This is a genomic window from Microbacterium sp. Soil_C_42 (assembly GCF_057656735.1).
The window spans coordinates 23,582-38,861 of sequence record NZ_JBDGJU010000008.1 but is presented as its reverse complement, the minus strand read 5'-3'; the positions used below and the strand labels follow the sequence as shown (position 1 = coordinate 38,861).

At 70.2% G+C, this 15,280-nt stretch carries 13 protein-coding genes; 10 read left to right on the top strand and 3 right to left on the bottom strand.

The features are described 5' to 3' along the window. Positions 1-252 precede the first annotated feature (252 nt). The 3 genes from AC3A46_RS07240 to AC3A46_RS07230 are packed head-to-tail and all read left to right on the top strand — an operon-like array spanning position 253 to position 3,811. Positions 253-1,746: an MFS transporter gene (locus AC3A46_RS07240; protein ID WP_487664527.1), complete on the top strand. Its 1,494-nt coding sequence runs from the start codon at positions 253-255 to the stop codon at positions 1,744-1,746. A 17-nt stretch (positions 1,747-1,763) separates the two neighbouring features. Then, on the top strand, positions 1,764-3,359 hold the full coding sequence (locus AC3A46_RS07235) for a GMC oxidoreductase (protein WP_487664526.1): 1,596 nt from the start codon (positions 1,764-1,766) through the stop codon (positions 3,357-3,359). Beyond that, positions 3,356-3,811: a nuclear transport factor 2 family protein gene (locus tag AC3A46_RS07230; protein WP_487664525.1), complete on the top strand. Its 456-nt coding sequence runs from the start codon at positions 3,356-3,358 to the stop codon at positions 3,809-3,811. Before AC3A46_RS07235 ends, AC3A46_RS07230 begins: the two co-directional genes overlap by 4 nt. Before the next feature lie 105 nt (positions 3,812-3,916). On the opposite strand, the gene AC3A46_RS07225 is transcribed toward AC3A46_RS07230, so the two are convergent. Together AC3A46_RS07225 and AC3A46_RS07220 are read right to left on the bottom strand one after the other, a co-directional pair. Continuing rightward, positions 3,917-4,684: an SDR family NAD(P)-dependent oxidoreductase gene (locus AC3A46_RS07225; RefSeq protein ID WP_487664524.1), complete on the bottom strand. Its 768-nt coding sequence runs from the start codon at positions 4,682-4,684 to the stop codon at positions 3,917-3,919. A 125-nt stretch (positions 4,685-4,809) separates the two neighbouring features. Next, the gene (locus AC3A46_RS07220) at positions 4,810-6,054 is read right to left on the bottom strand and encodes a family 1 glycosylhydrolase (protein WP_487664523.1); all 1,245 of its coding nucleotides are present in this window, start codon (positions 6,052-6,054) and stop codon (positions 4,810-4,812) included. Positions 6,055-6,287: 233 nt separating this feature from the next. Here AC3A46_RS07220 and AC3A46_RS07215 point away from each other — a divergent pair, with 233 nt between their 5' ends. The 4 genes from AC3A46_RS07215 to AC3A46_RS07200 are packed head-to-tail and all read left to right on the top strand — an operon-like array spanning position 6,288 to position 11,886. Next, the gene (locus tag AC3A46_RS07215) at positions 6,288-7,853 is read left to right on the top strand and encodes an ABC transporter substrate-binding protein (RefSeq protein WP_487664522.1); all 1,566 of its coding nucleotides are present in this window, start codon (positions 6,288-6,290) and stop codon (positions 7,851-7,853) included. A 57-nt stretch (positions 7,854-7,910) separates the two neighbouring features. Beyond that, positions 7,911-8,852: an ABC transporter permease gene (locus AC3A46_RS07210; protein ID WP_311294124.1), complete on the top strand. Its 942-nt coding sequence runs from the start codon at positions 7,911-7,913 to the stop codon at positions 8,850-8,852. Continuing rightward, positions 8,849-11,020 (top strand): dipeptide/oligopeptide/nickel ABC transporter permease/ATP-binding protein, encoded by a 2,172-nt coding sequence (locus AC3A46_RS07205; RefSeq protein ID WP_487664521.1) that lies wholly within the window; start codon positions 8,849-8,851, stop codon positions 11,018-11,020. The genes AC3A46_RS07210 and AC3A46_RS07205 overlap by 4 nt, the downstream gene beginning before the upstream one ends. Continuing rightward, entirely contained in the window at positions 11,017-11,886 is an 870-nt protein-coding gene (locus AC3A46_RS07200; protein ID WP_487664520.1) for an ATP-binding cassette domain-containing protein, read from the top strand. The genes AC3A46_RS07205 and AC3A46_RS07200 overlap by 4 nt, the downstream gene beginning before the upstream one ends. Positions 11,887-11,895: 9 nt before the next feature. Here the strand turns inward: AC3A46_RS07200 and AC3A46_RS07195 are convergent, their stop codons facing one another. Next, entirely contained in the window at positions 11,896-12,807 is a 912-nt protein-coding gene (locus tag AC3A46_RS07195) for a LysR family transcriptional regulator (protein ID WP_487664519.1), read from the bottom strand. A gap of 155 nt (positions 12,808-12,962) precedes the next feature. Between AC3A46_RS07195 and AC3A46_RS07190 the strand changes: the two genes are divergently transcribed. The 3 genes from AC3A46_RS07190 to AC3A46_RS07180 are packed head-to-tail and all read left to right on the top strand — an operon-like array spanning position 12,963 to position 15,259. Further along, complete coding sequence (locus AC3A46_RS07190) at positions 12,963-13,508, top strand: quercetin 2,3-dioxygenase (RefSeq protein WP_310243648.1); 546 nt, start codon at positions 12,963-12,965, stop codon at positions 13,506-13,508. 7 nt (positions 13,509-13,515) lie between these two features. Next, entirely contained in the window at positions 13,516-14,298 is a 783-nt protein-coding gene (locus AC3A46_RS07185; protein ID WP_487664518.1) for an alpha/beta hydrolase fold domain-containing protein, read from the top strand. Position 14,299: 1 nt separating this feature from the next. Continuing rightward, on the top strand, positions 14,300-15,259 hold the full coding sequence (locus AC3A46_RS07180; protein WP_487664517.1) for an alpha/beta hydrolase fold domain-containing protein: 960 nt from the start codon (positions 14,300-14,302) through the stop codon (positions 15,257-15,259). Positions 15,260-15,280 lie beyond the last annotated feature (21 nt).

Here is a 15,280-nt window from a genome sequence, read left to right as displayed (position 1 = left end):
CCTGCGCCGAACGAGCTGCCGAGACAGGGGATCCCGCACGAGACCCAGGGCGACGTCCTCGGTCTTGTCGTGAGTCCCCGGTTTCGACGCCAGGTGGGCCAGGGTGGGCGCAGGCTTATGTTGATTTACGACCGAAGAGTGGCTAGAATCGACAGTGACGTCGGGGCCCACGGAGGCCCGTTCCCTGCGGCGAAGCCGCCCAGGGGCACACCCCGTCGCGTCGATCGCCCGGTCGTACGGGCCAGAACGCGTATGAGCATGTCACCGTGGAGGCTTCGCCTCCTGATCGTCTCCCTCCTGACGGTCGCGATCCTCGGAGCCCTCGACCACACGATCGTGTCGACCTCCCTCGCGACCGTCGCAGGAGAACTCGGAGCCCTCGCCCAGATGGGGTGGGTCGTCGTCGGCTACACGCTGGCGAGCACCGTGCTGCTGCCGGTCCTCGGAAAGCTGGGCGATGCGGTGGGGCCGCGCGCCGTGTTCCTGGTGTCGCTGGTGCTGTTCCTCGTCGCGTCGCTCGCGTGCGGCTTCGCGCAGGACATGCCGCAGCTCATCGGCGCGCGCGTCGTGCAGGGCATGAGCTCGGCGGGGCTGCACCTGATGTCGCAGACCATCGTCGCCCGCGTGACCACACCGCGCGAGCGGCCGCGGTATCTCGCGCTGATCGGCGCCGCCTTCCCCGTCGCGATCCTCATCGGCCCTGTGCTCGGCGGCCTCATCACGGACTACTGGGGCTGGCAGTGGGTGTTCTGGATCAACATCCCGTTCGGCGTCGCCGCGCTCCTGCTCGCCCTCGTCGCCGTGCCCCATCTGCCAGGCTTCGGCCGGCGTCGGTTCGATGTCGGCGGCTCGGTCTCGTTCGCGATCGCGATGGTCGCTCTGGTGCTCGCCGTCACGTGGGTCGGCGATCCCGTGCTGGCGGCAGCATCCGTCGTCGCCTTCGTCGTGGCGGGCATGGCGTTCGCCGCGTTCTTCCTCATCGAGCTGCGGGCGCCCGAACCCCTGGTTCCGCTGCGGCTCTTCGCCGACCGCACCATCGCGGTGGGCACGGTGCTGTCGGCCATCATCGGCATCGGGCTATTCTCGATCACCGCGTATCTGCCGACGTACTTCCAGATGGCCTACCGCACGAGCGCGACGGTGTCGGGTCTCGTGCCGATCGCGACCGTGTTCGGGATGCTGGTGAGCAATCTCGCGACCGGGTGGCTCGTCAGCCGCACCGGCCATTACCGCGTCTACTGCATCGTGGGCACCGCGCTGAGCGCCGCCGGGCTGTTCGTCATGTCGGTCCTCCCGGTGGGCTTGCCGCTGTGGGTGCCGATGATCGTCATGGCCGTCGTCGGCGTCGGCACGGGCGCGTTCATGAGTCTCGTCATCGCGGTCGTGCAGAGCGCCGCGCCGCGTCGCGACACCGGCAGCATGACGGCCACCGTGAACCTCGTGCGCCAGGTCGGCTCGACCGTCGCGACCGCGATCATCGGCGGAGTCATCGGCTTCGGCGTTGCGGCGCTGCTCCCATCGTCGCTCGATGCGGCGACGCTGACACCGCAGTTCGTGCACGACGCGTCCGCCGCCGTGCAGAGCCAGGTCGCCGGGATCTACAGCGGCATCTTCGCTCCCGTGTTCGCGGCTCTCGCCGTCACCTACGCCGTCGGCATCGTCGCCGCGGTGCTCCTTCCCGCCGGTCGCCTCTCGGATGAGTCCGAGCCCGCACCGGCACCCAGTTCCGAACCCCTCACCGCGTGACCAGAAGAGGTACCCCCATGTCTTCCACCCCCACCGTCGCTGTCGTCGGCTCCGGCCCGATCGGCTCTGCCTACGCCCGCGTCATCCTCGAGGCGAGCCACGATGCCCGCGTCGTGATGTTCGAGGCGGGCCCGCAGCTCACCGCCGTTCCCGGTGAAAGCGTGCGCAACATCGCCGACCCCGACGAGAAGGCCCGTGCTCGCGAGATGTCGCAGGGGCCGCAGTCTGGCGCCTTCCGCGAGAGTCTGGGCATCCCCGCCGGTGTCGTCGTCGAGGGGATGTTCACGGCCCGGCAGGGGACGCACCTGCTCGACTTCGGCGGGCCGGGATCCGCGCACGCCGCCACCTTCCCCGCGGCGGCGGCCGCGACCAACGTCGGCGGCCAGGGCGCGCACTGGACCTGCGCGATACCGCGTCCGGCCTTCAGCGAGAAGGTCGACTTCATCGACGATGGCGAGTGGGAGGACCTGATCTCGACAGCCGAGGGACTGCTGCACGCGCAGCAGGCGGCGTTCGCCGATTCGGCCATCGGAACGGCGATCCGCTCGCTCCTGAACGACGAGTTCGGCGCCGAGCTGCCCGCCGGCTACGGCGTGGGCACCCTGCCGGTCGCCGGAGACCCGCAGCCCGACGGCTCGATGGTGTGGGCGGGCGCGAACACGGTGCTGGGACCCCTCATCGAGGCCGGCACCCCCGAGTCGGCGCGGTTCGAGCTGCGCGACCTCACGCTCGTGCGGCGGGTCGAGACCGAGGACGGCGTGGCCACCGGAGTCACGATCGAGGATCTCCGCACGAAGGAGGTCTCCTTCTTCCCGGCCGATGTCGTCGTCGTGGCCGCCGACGCGTTCCGCTCTCCGCAGCTGCTCTGGGCCAGCGGCATCCGTCCCCGCGCCCTCGGGCGCTACCTCACCGAGCACCACGTCGTCATCACGACGGTGGCCCTCGACGAGGAGCGCATGAGCGCGCGCATCACGGACGAGGAGTTCACGGCCGAGCTCGCCCGACGCGCCCAGAACGCGGCCGACCCGGTCGCGGCCGTCAACCGGATCCCGTTCTCCGAGCCGGGGCACCCCTTCTCGCTCCAGGTCATGTACGCCGAGAACCCGCCCTTCCAGCTCGACCCCTCGCACCCCGCCGCGGGCAACCGCTGGGGCTACGTGAACATGGGCTACGGCGTGCGCAAGCACCCGCGCGTCGAGGACGGCGTCACCTTCGACGACAGCGAGCTCGACTACCGCGGCTTCCCCAACATGACGATCGAGTACGCGCTGACGGATGCCGAGCAGCCCGAGCTCGACGAGGCCACCGCGCGCGTGCGTCGCGCCGGCGCCGCCCTCGGCGCCTTCGTCGCCGAGCCGCGGCTGCTGCCCAACGGCTCGAGCCTGCACTACATGGGCACCCTGCGGATGGGACCGTCCGACGACGGCACGTCGGTCGCGGATCCGTACTCGCGGGTCTGGGGCTACGACAACCTCGTCGTCGGCGGGAACGCCCTGATCCCGACGGCCAACACCATGAACCCGACGCTCATGAGCGTTGCGATCGCCGTCCGCGGCGCCCGCAAGCTCGTCGAGCAGCTGGATGCCGCGCGGGTCGAGCAGGTCGCCCGATGACCGGGGGAGATGCCGCACTTCGCGCAGGCAATCGCGCGGTGGTCGAGGCGTTCTTCACCTCGAACCTCGACAATCCGGCCGAGCGGATCGCGCTGTGGCACCCGGACGGGGTGAAGGAGCTGCCGTTCGCGCCGTCCGAGCTGCCCAAGACGCGGTGGGAGGGCCGCGACGACATTGTCGCCAACACGCACGCGAACGCCGGCATGTTCGAGAACGTCGTCCACACGGACCTCGTGATCCACGACTGCGTCGACCCCGGGCTGTTCTTCGTGACGAGTCGGATGGTCGACGAGGCGCGGTTCCTCGGTGAGCCCTACCCGCAGTCGTTCGTGCACCTGATCCGCGTGCAGGACGGCGCGGTGATCCTGCAGCAGGAGTTCTTCGACTCGGAGATCCTCGCGGGCGCCGAGCGCGCCGCGCGCGCGAAGGGTCGTACCCCGCTCGGGTCGTGACGCGGGCGCTCGCCCTGCAGAACTCCACTGATCTGGTCGGTCAGCGGGTGAGGAACCGCTCCCTCGCCTGCCGCAACCTCGATTCCGTGGAGTTCTGCGGGTGGGTCAGGACCCCGCGATGCGGTCGGCCATGAACTTGGCCCCGGCCGACGACGTCGCACCGCCGTCGACGGGGATCTCCGCTCCGGTGAGATACGACGCGGCGTCCGACAGCAGGAACGCGACCGCCTCGGCGACCTCGTCCGCCTGCCCGAGGCGGTCCAGCGGGGTCAGGGCGAGCTGCGCCGCGCGCATCGCCTCGGGCGCGTTCGCGGTCATCGGCGTCTCGATGAAGCCGGGGTGCACGACGTTGACACGGATGCCGCGCGCCCCGAGCTCCGTCGCCGCGACATGCGTGAGACCGCGAAGCCCCCACTTCGACGTCGTGTACGCCACGGGGTAGTGCGCGTTGAGCGCGGCAGACGAGCCGATGTTGACGATCGACGAGCCGGACCCCATCAGCGGCGCGAGCGCCTGGATGCCGAGCATCGGGCCTGTGAGGTTGACCGCGAGCACCCGGTCCCAGTCCGCGCGATCGACCGAGCCCAGCCGCGCGCGATGCGTGATGCCGGCGTTGTTCACGAGGCCGCGGAGCGGTTCGCCGTCGAGTGCTTCCGTCAGGTGGGCGGCGAGTGCGGTCCAGTCGCCCTCGTCCGACACGTCGAGCCGCCGGTACTCGACGCCCTCCGTGGGTGAGGCCGGGGCGTCCGTCACATCCGTGGCGATGACGCGCGCTCCCGCTTCCGCCACCACGCGCGCCTCCGCCGCACCCTGGCCGCCTCCCGCCCCGGTCACGACGATCGTGCGTCCCTCGAGGCCCGGATACCTGGTCATGGACGCGACGCTAGACCACCGCCCGGCCGGCGGGAACCGGCATCCGCTGATGCCGCGCATCGGAATCGCCGAACCCGCGCCGGCCCCCGGGGCGCGGGAGCGGCACCCTCATCTCGGACTGAGGATCACGCCTCCGGGCGATAGCGACCCACCAGCTGCCGGTAGACATCGGCGCTCGGCTTCTCGGTGCGTGCGAAGGTCTCGGGATCCACCTCGTGCAGACCGAGCCTCGGGCCGTAGCCGAAGATCCACTCGAAGTTGTCCATGAGCGTCCAGTGGCAGTACCCGATCACGGGGACGCCATCGGCGATCGCCTGAGCGAGGCCCTCGAGCGACGGCTCGATGAAGTCGGCACGGATGCTGTCATCCGGCGTGCTCACGCCGTGCTCGCTGACGAGCACCGGGACGCCGGCCACGGCGTAGGCGTATTCGACGGCGCCGCGCAGCGAGTCGGGGTCGACCGTCGTGCCCATGCCGTTGAGCACGGCGCCCTCCGGCGCGGGCACCAGCCCCTCGGGTCCGTAGACCAGGCGCTCGTAGTTCTGCACGCCGACGAAGTCGTCGTCGGCGGCCAGTCGCAGCCAGTAGTCGTAGACCTCCGCCCGCTTGCGGTCGCGGACCGCTTCGCCGCCGGGCACGGCGACGTCGTCGCACATCGCGAGCGAGAGACCGACCGGCAGGTCGGCGCGGCGCTGCTTGATGGCGGCCTTGGCCGCGACGTGCGCCGCCGTCATGCCGGCGCGCATCCCGGGGAAGTCCTCACGGGTCATGACGTTGCCGGCCCGGTATCTCTCGACACCGGCGGCTTCGGATGCCGCCGCCAGCGTCGCGCGCTCGAGGTCGGCGACGAAGGCGGGAAGGTCCGCCCATGTCAGCATCTCGGGCAGATCCGGCTCGTTGAAGGTCACACCGAGCTCGATGCGGTCGCCGAAGCGGTCCATCACGACGCCGCAGTAGCGGGCGAAGAGCTCCGGCGCCTCGGGGTCCAGCCACGCCCCGCGGCCCGCGAACCAGTGCGGCGACGTGAAGTGGTTGAACGTCACGATCGGCGCGAGGCCGCGGGCGCGGCATCCGTCCACGATCGCCTCGTAGTGATCGAGCGCCTCGGACGAGAACTCGCCTTCAACAGGTTCGACGCGGGCCCATTCGACCGAGAAGCGATAGGCGTTGAGCCCCAGGCCGGCGACGATGTCGAGGTCGGACTCCCACAGCTCCCAGCCGTTGGTCGCCTTGCCCGAGCGCGCCTGGAAGACGGTCGGCGTCACGTTCTCGAGGAACCACGTGTCGCTGGTGACGTTGTCGCCCTCGTTCTGATGGCCGGCGGTGGCGACTCCCCAGAGGAAGTCGGCGGGGAAGGATGCTGCGGGCATGAGTGGTCCTCTCTGAACTCCGTTCATCATGCACGAATTGTTCATTCTGCGAAAGCTATTTTCATTAGATGCACGGAGGAGAACGACCAGCGTTAGGCCGCGGCTAACGAATCCCAGAGGAATCCGAATGGCCAAACCGCCCGTGGATCGTCACTGTTGACCGAAAGATCGCATCCCGAATCGCGATCACGACACCGAAGTCCGCAGCAGCACACCGATCACAGGAGATCAGGATGTCCCGACTCATCACAGCACGCGGCGCCGCCGTCATTGCGGCCGTCGCCGTATCAGCCCTCGCACTGGCGGGCTGCAGCGGCGCAGGCGATCCCAGCCAGACCGGCAGTGCGGCCGACACGTCGAAGCTCGTCATCGGCCTCGACTCTGACCAGGCCGCGCTCGGGTACGACCCGGTCCGCTACGGCAGCGGCCAGCGCTTCTTCTTCGAGGGGATCTACGACTCGCTGTTCCTGCTCGACGAGGACGGCCAGGTGGTCCCCGATCTCGTCACGTCGTTCGAGTACAACGAAGACAACACGCAGCTCACGCTCGACCTCGACACCAGTGCGACCTTCGACGACGGCACGGCGCTGAGCGCCGAACTCGTGAAGGAGAACCTCGACGCGCGCGGCAACCCGGACCTCTCGGCCTACAACGGCTTCGCGACCGGCGGGCAGAACGAGATCTCGGACGTGACCGTCGTCGACGACGACACCGTGACGCTCACCTTCGCGGGGGCGCAGCCGGGCTTCGAGGCGAACCTCGTGCTGCCCGCCGGGGCGATCGTCGGGCCGACGGGCGCCGCCGACCGCTCCACGCTCGACACGACGCCGGACGGCTCAGGACCCCTCACGGTCGACGAGGAAGCCACGGTGAAGGGCAACTCCTACCTGCTCGTCAAGAAGGAAGGCAGCGACGCGGCCGCGGACTACCCCTTCGACTCCTACGAGTTCCGCCCCGTCCTCGACCCTCAGGCTCGCGTCAACGCGGTGATCTCGGGCGAGGTCGACCTGGCCTACATCACGGCCGACACGCAGGCTCAGGTCGAGTCCGCGGGTGTCGGGCTCGTCGCCAACGGCGGCACCGTGCAGAACATCGTCGCCTTCGACAAGACGGGTGCCCTCGGAGAGCAGTGGGCAGACCCGCGCGTGTACCAGGCGCTCTCGATGGCGATCGACCGCGAGGCGTTCGTCGAGGCGATCCACCCGGGCGAACTGCCGACGGCCAACGCGCTGCCCGCCGACAACCCGGGCTACCTGCCCGAGCTCGACGAGGAGTACGCCTACGACCCGGACGCCGCCAAGGACCTCCTCGCCGAGGCGGGCTACCCTGACGGCTTCGACTTCACCTTCACGATCTCTTCCGCCAGCCAGCGCGATCTCGAGGCTCTGCAGCCCTACTGGGAGGCGATCGGCGTCAACATGACGCTGAAGAACGCCGCGTCGACCGAGGAGATCTTCGCCGTCGTGCAGACCGAGCCGCTCGGCGGGCCACTCCCGCTGACGTGGACCAACCCGCTCGGCAACGTCTTCGGGGTGCTGTTCGGCTTCGCGAACTTCCACGGCGCGGACAACCCCGAGATCAAGGCCGCCGCCGGCGCATACGGTGCGGCGACGGGCGACGAAGCGGCTCAGACCGCGGCGCTCAAGGACCTCAACCGCGCGATCGTCGACTCGGGGTGGCTCATCCCGCTGTTCGAGCAGCTGGCGCCGTGGGCGTACAACGCGAAGAAGGTCGCCGAGCCGACGTTCCCGGGCGCCGAGGCCTTCCCGATCCTGGCCTCCATCCAGCCCGCATCCTGATCCGACGGCGGTGCCGGCGACCCGCGTCGTCGGCACCGCCCGTCAGGGAGAGTTCTGATGCTCATCTTCATCCTGAAGCGCGTCGCCTGGGGCATCGCGACACTGCTGATCGCATCGTGGATCGCGTTCATGCTCGTCCACCTCTCGGGCTCGACGCCCGGCGGCGTCGCCCTCGGGCAGTCGGCCACGCCCGAGCAGGTGGCGGCGTACAACGAGTCGATCGGCTGGTACGACCCCTGGATCCAGCAGTACCTCGCCTGGGTCGCGCAGGTGCTGCAGGGCAACCTCGGCACGTCCCTCATCGACGGGCGTCCCATCGGCCCCGACATCGCCAAGCGGCTCCCTGTGACCGCGGCGCTCGCCGTCTTCGGAACCCTTGTGGCCGCCCTCATCGGCATCGTCGTGGGCGTCATCGCGGCGGTGCGCCGCGGAGCGGTCGACAAGGCCATCACGGCGGCCTCCGGCATCCTGCTCTCCGTCCCGGCCTTCTGGGTCGGAGTCCTGCTCGTCTACGTCTTCGCCGTCCAGCTGCGGCTGCTTCCCGCGACCGGTTTCGTGCCGTTCGCGAACGACCCGGCCGCGTGGGCGCGCTCCCTCGTGCTGCCCGTCCTCACGATCGCGATCACGTCGGCCGCCGGCATCGCCCGGCAGACGCGGGCCTCGATGTCGGAGTCGCTCGCGCAGGAGCACATCCGCACCCTCCGCGCCGTCGGAACCCCGACGAACCGCATCATCTACGTCCACGCGCTGCGCGGAGCAAGCCTCCCGATCCTCGCGAGCGTGGCCGTCATGTTCATCGTCCTGTTCAGCGGCTCGGTGGTCATCGAGGTGCTCTTCGCCCTGCCCGGCATCGGTCAGGCCATGCAGAGCGCCGTCGGCTCCGCCGACCTCCCGTTCGTGCAGGCGCTCGTGCTCGTCGCGACCCTCGTGGTCGTGATCGTGAACGTCGCGCTGGAACTCCTCAACCGGACCCTCGACCCGAAGCTGCGTGCCTCATGACCGTCTCGACGACCTCGATCGTCCGCCCCCGCCGCTCGGAGCGGAAGCTGCGCCTGCGCGTGCTGCGCTCGCCGGCCGCCGTCATCTCGATCATCTGGCTCGTCGGGCTCGTTCTCGCGTCGCTCACCTCGCCGCTGTGGCTGCGGTACGGCCCGCTCGAGCAGGACCTCTCCGTCGTGCTCCAGGGCCCCTCGCTCGCACACCTCCTCGGCACGGACGAGCTGGGCCGCGACATCCTCTCGCGTCTGGTGACCGCCGCCGCCCCGACGATCTTCATCGGACTCGTGGTGCCGATCGTCGCGGTGCTGGTCACGATCCCCATCACGCTCTGGGCGGCTCGGAGCCGGCGCGGTGAAGGGGCGATGAACCAGGTCAGCGAGATCGTCCTGTCGCTGCCCGGAACCGTCATCATCCTCGCCTTCATCGCGGCGGTCGGCACCAACATGCCGCTCGTCATGGCGGCGTTCGGGCTGCTGCTCTTCGGGGCGATGTACAAGATCTTCTTCGGCCAGGCGAAGTCGCTGCACACGCAGCTCTACGTCGAGGCGGCCGCGATCGACGGCGTGCGGCCGATGCGGGCGAGCATCCGCCACGTGCTGCCGAACATGTCGACCACCGTCATCGTGCAGTTCGTCCTGCTCTTCGGCGTCGGCATCGGGATGCAGGCGGCCCTCGCGTTCATCGGACTCGGGCCCCAGCCGCCCGAGCCCACCTGGGGCGGCATGATCCAGACCGCGTCGCGCTTCATCTTCCAGCAGCCCTGGATGATGGTGCCGACCGGCGGCATCCTCGCGCTCACGCTCATCGCCGCCAACTCCCTCGCGGACGTGCTCGCGGGAGGTACGGCAGTTCCGCCCCCGCTCGTCGCCCTCCGTCGCCGCCTGCGACGCGCGCCCGCGACCGAGGTCGCCGCGTCCGCCGTCGCCGACGATCTCCCCGTCGTGGGGCTGACGGACGATGCCGCCCCCGAATCCCTCGACATGATCGCGGATGCCTCGTACCCCGGGTCGAACGCCGACCCGCTGCGCGACGCGCAAGCGCAGGTCGACGTCATCGCCCTCGGCGGACTGCCCGCCGACGCGGTGTCGAGACCCACCTCCGGGCCGGCGTCGCCGGGCGCCTCGACGAGCCGCGAGCAGCTCGCGAACGACGATCACGGGCTCGTCGTCGAGGACCTCGTGATCGGTGTCGACGGCGGCCCCACCCTCGTGACCGGCGTCTCGATGCGGGTCCGCCCGGGCACCGTCATGGGGCTCGTCGGCGAATCGGGGTGCGGCAAGAGCGTGACGTCCTACGCGCTGCTGGGTCTGCTCGCGCCGGGACTCTCGGTGCGCTCGGGTCGCATCGGCTGGCGGGGTGCCGACCTCGCGGGAGCCGCCGAGAAGACCCTTCAGAAGGTGCGCGGCCACGAGATCGCCTTCATCTCGCAGGAGCCTGCGCGAGCGCTCGATCCCATGTTCACCGTCGGCGCGCAGCTCGCCGCCGCGATCCGGCGCCTGCGCGGCGTCGGACGGGCCGAGGCCAAGCGCATCGCCTCCCAGCTGCTCGCCGACGTCGGCATCGTCGATCCGGCGCGCGTGCTGAAGAGCTACCCGCATCAGATCTCGGGCGGCATGGCGCAGCGCGTCGCGATCGCGCTCGCCCTGAGCGGCACGCCGAGTCTGCTCGTCGCCGACGAGCCCACGACGGCGCTCGACGTCACGATTCAGGCCGAGATCCTGGCGCTGCTGCGCGGGCTCATCGCGCAACGCGGGATGTCGATCATCATCGTGACCCACGACCTCGGTGTCGTCGCCGACATCTGCGACGACGTGTCGGTCATGTACGCGGGCGAGATCGTCGAGACCGGCACCGTGCGCGACGTTCTGCTGCGGCCCGAGCACCCGTACACCATGGCGCTGCTCGCGGCCGATCCGCACGCGATCCTCGATCTCGAAGGGACCGCGCGCCTTGCGTCGATCCCCGGGCAGGTGCCGCTGCCGGGTTCGTGGACGACCGGGTGCCGCTTCGCCGAGCGCTGCCGCTTCGCGCGCGACGAGTGCCTCGTGACGGTGCCGCTCGACCCGCGCGCCCAGGGCGAAGGCGGAGTCCGCTGCGTCCGGCGAGACGAGGTGCAGGGTCGCCGAGACGAATGGCGTCTGCCCGTGACGACAGGAGCAGGACGATGAGCGCCCCAGACACGGTCTCCCCAGGTGTACGAGCCGCGGATGCGCCGCTGCTCGAGGTGCGCAACCTCGTCGTGCGCTACGGCAAGAAGGGACCGGCCGCGGTCGACGACGTCTCGTTCGCGATCGGCCGCGGTGAGACGCTCGGGCTCGTCGGCGAGTCCGGTTCGGGAAAGACGACGATCGGCCGGGCGATCCTCGGCCTGCAGCCGGTGAGCGACGGGCAGATCCTCTTCGAAGGGCGCGACATCACGCGCGCCAGCGTCGCCGAGCGTCGTGCGTTGCAGGGCGACCTGCGCGCGGTGTTCCAGGACCCGTTCTCGTCGCTCAACCCGCGCCGGGTGATCGGCGACGCCCTCACGGAGCCGCTCCGCGTCGCCGGTGTCGCCCGCGAGGAGCGGGAGCGCCGCGCGCATGAGGTCCTCGCGTCGGTGGGGCTTCCCGCCGGCTCGTACGACCGCTACCCTCGCCAGTTCTCCGGCGGGCAGCGGCAGCGGATCGCGATCGCGAGAGCTCTCGTCACCGATCCCCGTCTTGTCGTGTGCGACGAGGCGGTGAGCGCGCTCGACCTGTCGACGCAGGCGCAGGTGCTGAACCTTCTCGCCGAGCTGCGCACCGGCGCCGATCTCGGCTACCTCTTCATCGCCCACGACATGGCGGTCGTCGAGTTCCTCGCCCAGCGGGTCGTCGTGCTCTATCGCGGCAGGGTCATGGAGCAGGGAGCCACGGCCGACGTCATCCGCAACCCGCAGAGCGACTACACGCGCGTGCTCATGGCGGCCTCGCCGGTGCCCGATCCCGACGAGCAGGCCCGTCGCCGTGAGGTGTGGCAGAGGCTGCGGGCCGACGCGAAAGCGACGGCCGGCTGACTCGGCGGCTCAGTGCAGCGTCGCGTCGACGAGCGGCGAGAGCTCCTGCGCCGTCTCGCGGAACGTTCTGACCATCGGGTTCGGCGAATCGCTGAGGCTGCACAGCACGATCGTGGCCGGCTCGATGTCGGAGATCGGCACGAACGCGAGCTCGTCGCGGCGGTACTGGCGTGACGCCGACTGCCCCGCGATGTTCACCCCCGCCCCGGCAGCGACCAGTTCGAAGAGCCCGTCGACGCTGTCGGCCGTCGGGCCGCGTCGGGGTCGCGTCCCGTCCGGGCGGGGGTCGACGATCCACCAGTTCACGACCTCGGGAACCCCGCGGGCGACCGCCACGAACACCTCGTCGTTGGTTTCGAGGATCGTGACCGACTCTCGCCCGGCGAGGGCGTGCCCGGCGGGGACGACGAGCACCCGCGGCTCGCGCCACAGCGGCTCCACGCGGATCCGAGGCGGCAGCACCATCGGCGACGGCGCGAACACGACATCGACCTGCCCGGCTTCGAGTTCCGAGGCCACGTCGAAGAAGCCGAGCCGCCGCATCTCGATCCGCGCCGTCGGGATCGCCTGCATCGTCGCGGCGATCGCGGCGGTCGTCAGCGCGCCCGCGCCTGCGGCGACGACGCCGACGCGCAGGAGCGGCGTGTGCTGATCGCGGCGCACCGACTGCGCCCAGGCGAGGAGCTGATCGTGGTCGTCCTGCACGCGGCGGGCGAGAGGCAGCAGGTCGCGCCCGTAGCCGGTGAGCTCGACTTTGCGAGGACTTCGATCGAACAGCTTGACGCCGAGCTGCTGCTCGAGGCGGCTGATCTGCTGGCTCAGCGACGGAGGGGTGATGCTGAGGCGCTCGGCGGCGCGACCGAAGTGCAGCTCCTCGGCGAGCACGCAGAAATACCGGATCACGTGGATAGGCACGTCCATGCTCGGATCTTAGCCTCAGGCTAACGCCGGGTAGGGATGTCGAACTTCCTCAGGGTGCGGAACCTCGTGAGACTTGAGGCATCTGGAACGGTCGATCGGAATGGCCCGATGTTCCCGTCTGCCTAACGGCACCACTGTCTTACATGGAGGTAAGCATGACCACTTTCGCCGCTGACGACCCCGACAAGGTCGCGTTCGCCGGAATCCTGCCCGCGGCCCCGAAGCCCTACGTGATCGGCAACGGGCAGGGTGAGAAGTCGCTCGTCTTCGACCAGCTCTTCGAGATCCTGGTCTCGGGAGACGAGACGGACGACCAGTACGGCGCATGGACGATGAAGGCGCGTCAGGGGGACCGCATCCCGGCCCACACGCACCTCAAGACCCACGAGTTCTTCTACGTCGTCGACGGTGAGATCTCGGTGTGGATGGACGACCAGGCGGACTACCACAGCAAGACCACGCTCACCACGGGCGACTTCGCGTTCGTGCCGGCGAACATCGTCCACGCGTTCAAGATCGAGAACACCACGACGGTGTTCGGCGCCGGCACGGCGGGCTTCGAGCGGTTCTTCCACGCGATCGGCCAGAAGACCGACCTCGACGAGCCGCAGGGCGTCTACGTGCCGGACTTCTCGATCATGCGCGCCGCGGGCGAGAAGTACGCCACGATCTTCATGCCCGAGTTCCAGTTCCGCGACTGACGCACCCGTGTCCTCGCTCTTCGAGGTCGACGTCGCCCAGCCCGAGGGGTTCCGGCCGCTGTCGCTCGACCTGCGCACTCCCGAGACCGCAGGCGCGCCCCTCGTCGTGTTCCTGCACGGCGGGGGGTGGCTGCGCGGCAGCCGCAAGGTCTTCACCCCCGGCATCAGCGTCGCCGATTCGTTCGACCGCATCGTCGCCGCAGGCTTCGCGATCGCGTCGGCCGAGTATCGGCTGAGCGGCGAGGCGCGCTTCCCCGCACAGCTGGACGACGTGGATGCCGCGATCACGTGGTTGCAGGACCACGCGGCCGAGTACGGAGTGGATGCCTCGTGCCCGGTGCTGTGGGGAGTCTCGGCGGGTGCGACCCTCGCTGCGCTCACCGGGCTCCGCCGCAGCGACGTGCGCGGCGTCGTCGACTGGTTCGGCCCCGCCGACCTGTTCACGATGGCTGAACACGACATGGGCGATCCGCCCGAGAAGACCCGTGAGGCCCGCTGGATCGGCGGACCCGCCGCAGAGCATCCCGAGATCGCGCGTCGGGCGAGTCCCGTGCACCAGGTGCACGCCGGCGCTCCGCCGTTCCACATCGCGCACGGCACCGCCGACGAGCACGTGCCGTTCTCGCAGAGCGAGGCGCTCGCCGAGACACTCCGAGGCGTCGGAGCGGATGTCGAGTTCCACACCGTCGCGGGCGGAAAGCACTTCTGGCAGGGGCTCGACGACCCGTCCGCGGTGTTCGACGCCGCGATCGGCTTCTGCTCGCGCGTCACACGTTCACAAGGAGACTGAAGTGACAGACCCCACCCGCGACGAAGGCTTCCACCTCGCATCACCTGCTGAGCCCATCGACGCAGGTCGCCCGACGATCGAGATCCACGACGTCGCGCTTGCCGCCGCCGGCTTCGACTTCCGTGTCCGCGTGTATCCCGCGACCCAGCCGAACGGCTCCGTGCTGGTCTGGCTGCACGGCGGTGCGTTCATGTTCGGCGACCTCGAGATGCCGGAGGCCGACCAGGTCGGCCGCCGTCTCAGCGACGGCGGAATCACCGTCGTCTCGGTCGACTACACGCTTGCGCCGCTCGACGCCCTGGAAGGTCTCGCCCCGCCCGACCCGGACGCCGGCCTGCCCACGCCGGAGCAGCTGCGGGCGGAGGCCGACTCCGCCCGCCCTCGCGCCCGGTTCCCGGTCGCCGGACTGCAGACCGTCGCCGCCTTCGACTGGGCCGTTGCGAACGCCCGCACGTACGGCGCCGACCCCGAGCGGGTGTCGCTGGGCGGTGCAAGCGCCGGTGCCAACCTGTCGGCCGGTGCCGCGATGCGACTGCGTGATCGCGGCACGACGGCCCCCCGCATCCTCGCGCTCGTGTACCCGTCGCTGCACGACGGCATACTGCCTCCGAACGACGAGACGGCCAGGCTCCTGCGGGACGTTCCACCGGCGCGGCTGTTCACACCCGAGACCCGCGCCGCGATCAACCGCAACTACCTGCCCGACGGCAGCGACCCCGACGGCTACGCATTCCCGGGCGGCCATGACGTCGCGGGCCTACCTGAGGTGCTGATGGTCGACGCCGAGCTCGACAGCCTGCGCCCCTCTGGCGAGGCATTCGCGGCAGAACTGGCGGCGGCAAGTGTCGATGTCCGCGTCGTGCGCGAGCGGGGTGCGATGCACGGCTACCTCAACGAGATCGGCCACCCGGCCGCGGAGCACACACTTGTGCTCATCGGGAATGCCGTCGCGGCGCGCTGAGCCGGCGTCGTCCGGGACGAG

Coding starts and splice junctions, on each gene's coding strand:
- AC3A46_RS07195 (WP_487664519.1), bottom strand. CDS start 12,807: ATGGACGTGCCTATCCACGTGATCCGGTATTTCTGCGTGCTCGCCGAG.
- AC3A46_RS07225 (WP_487664524.1), bottom strand. CDS start 4,684: ATGACCAGGTATCCGGGCCTCGAGGGACGCACGATCGTCGTGACCGGG.
- AC3A46_RS07220 (WP_487664523.1), bottom strand. CDS start 6,054: ATGCCCGCAGCATCCTTCCCCGCCGACTTCCTCTGGGGAGTCGCCACC.
- AC3A46_RS07190 (WP_310243648.1), top strand. CDS start 12,963: ATGACCACTTTCGCCGCTGACGACCCCGACAAGGTCGCGTTCGCCGGA.
- AC3A46_RS07210 (WP_311294124.1), top strand. CDS start 7,911: ATGCTCATCTTCATCCTGAAGCGCGTCGCCTGGGGCATCGCGACACTG.
- AC3A46_RS07200 (WP_487664520.1), top strand. CDS start 11,017: ATGAGCGCCCCAGACACGGTCTCCCCAGGTGTACGAGCCGCGGATGCG.
- AC3A46_RS07230 (WP_487664525.1), top strand. CDS start 3,356: ATGACCGGGGGAGATGCCGCACTTCGCGCAGGCAATCGCGCGGTGGTC.
- AC3A46_RS07240 (WP_487664527.1), top strand. CDS start 253: ATGAGCATGTCACCGTGGAGGCTTCGCCTCCTGATCGTCTCCCTCCTG.
- AC3A46_RS07235 (WP_487664526.1), top strand. CDS start 1,764: ATGTCTTCCACCCCCACCGTCGCTGTCGTCGGCTCCGGCCCGATCGGC.
- AC3A46_RS07205 (WP_487664521.1), top strand. CDS start 8,849: ATGACCGTCTCGACGACCTCGATCGTCCGCCCCCGCCGCTCGGAGCGG.
- AC3A46_RS07215 (WP_487664522.1), top strand. CDS start 6,288: ATGTCCCGACTCATCACAGCACGCGGCGCCGCCGTCATTGCGGCCGTC.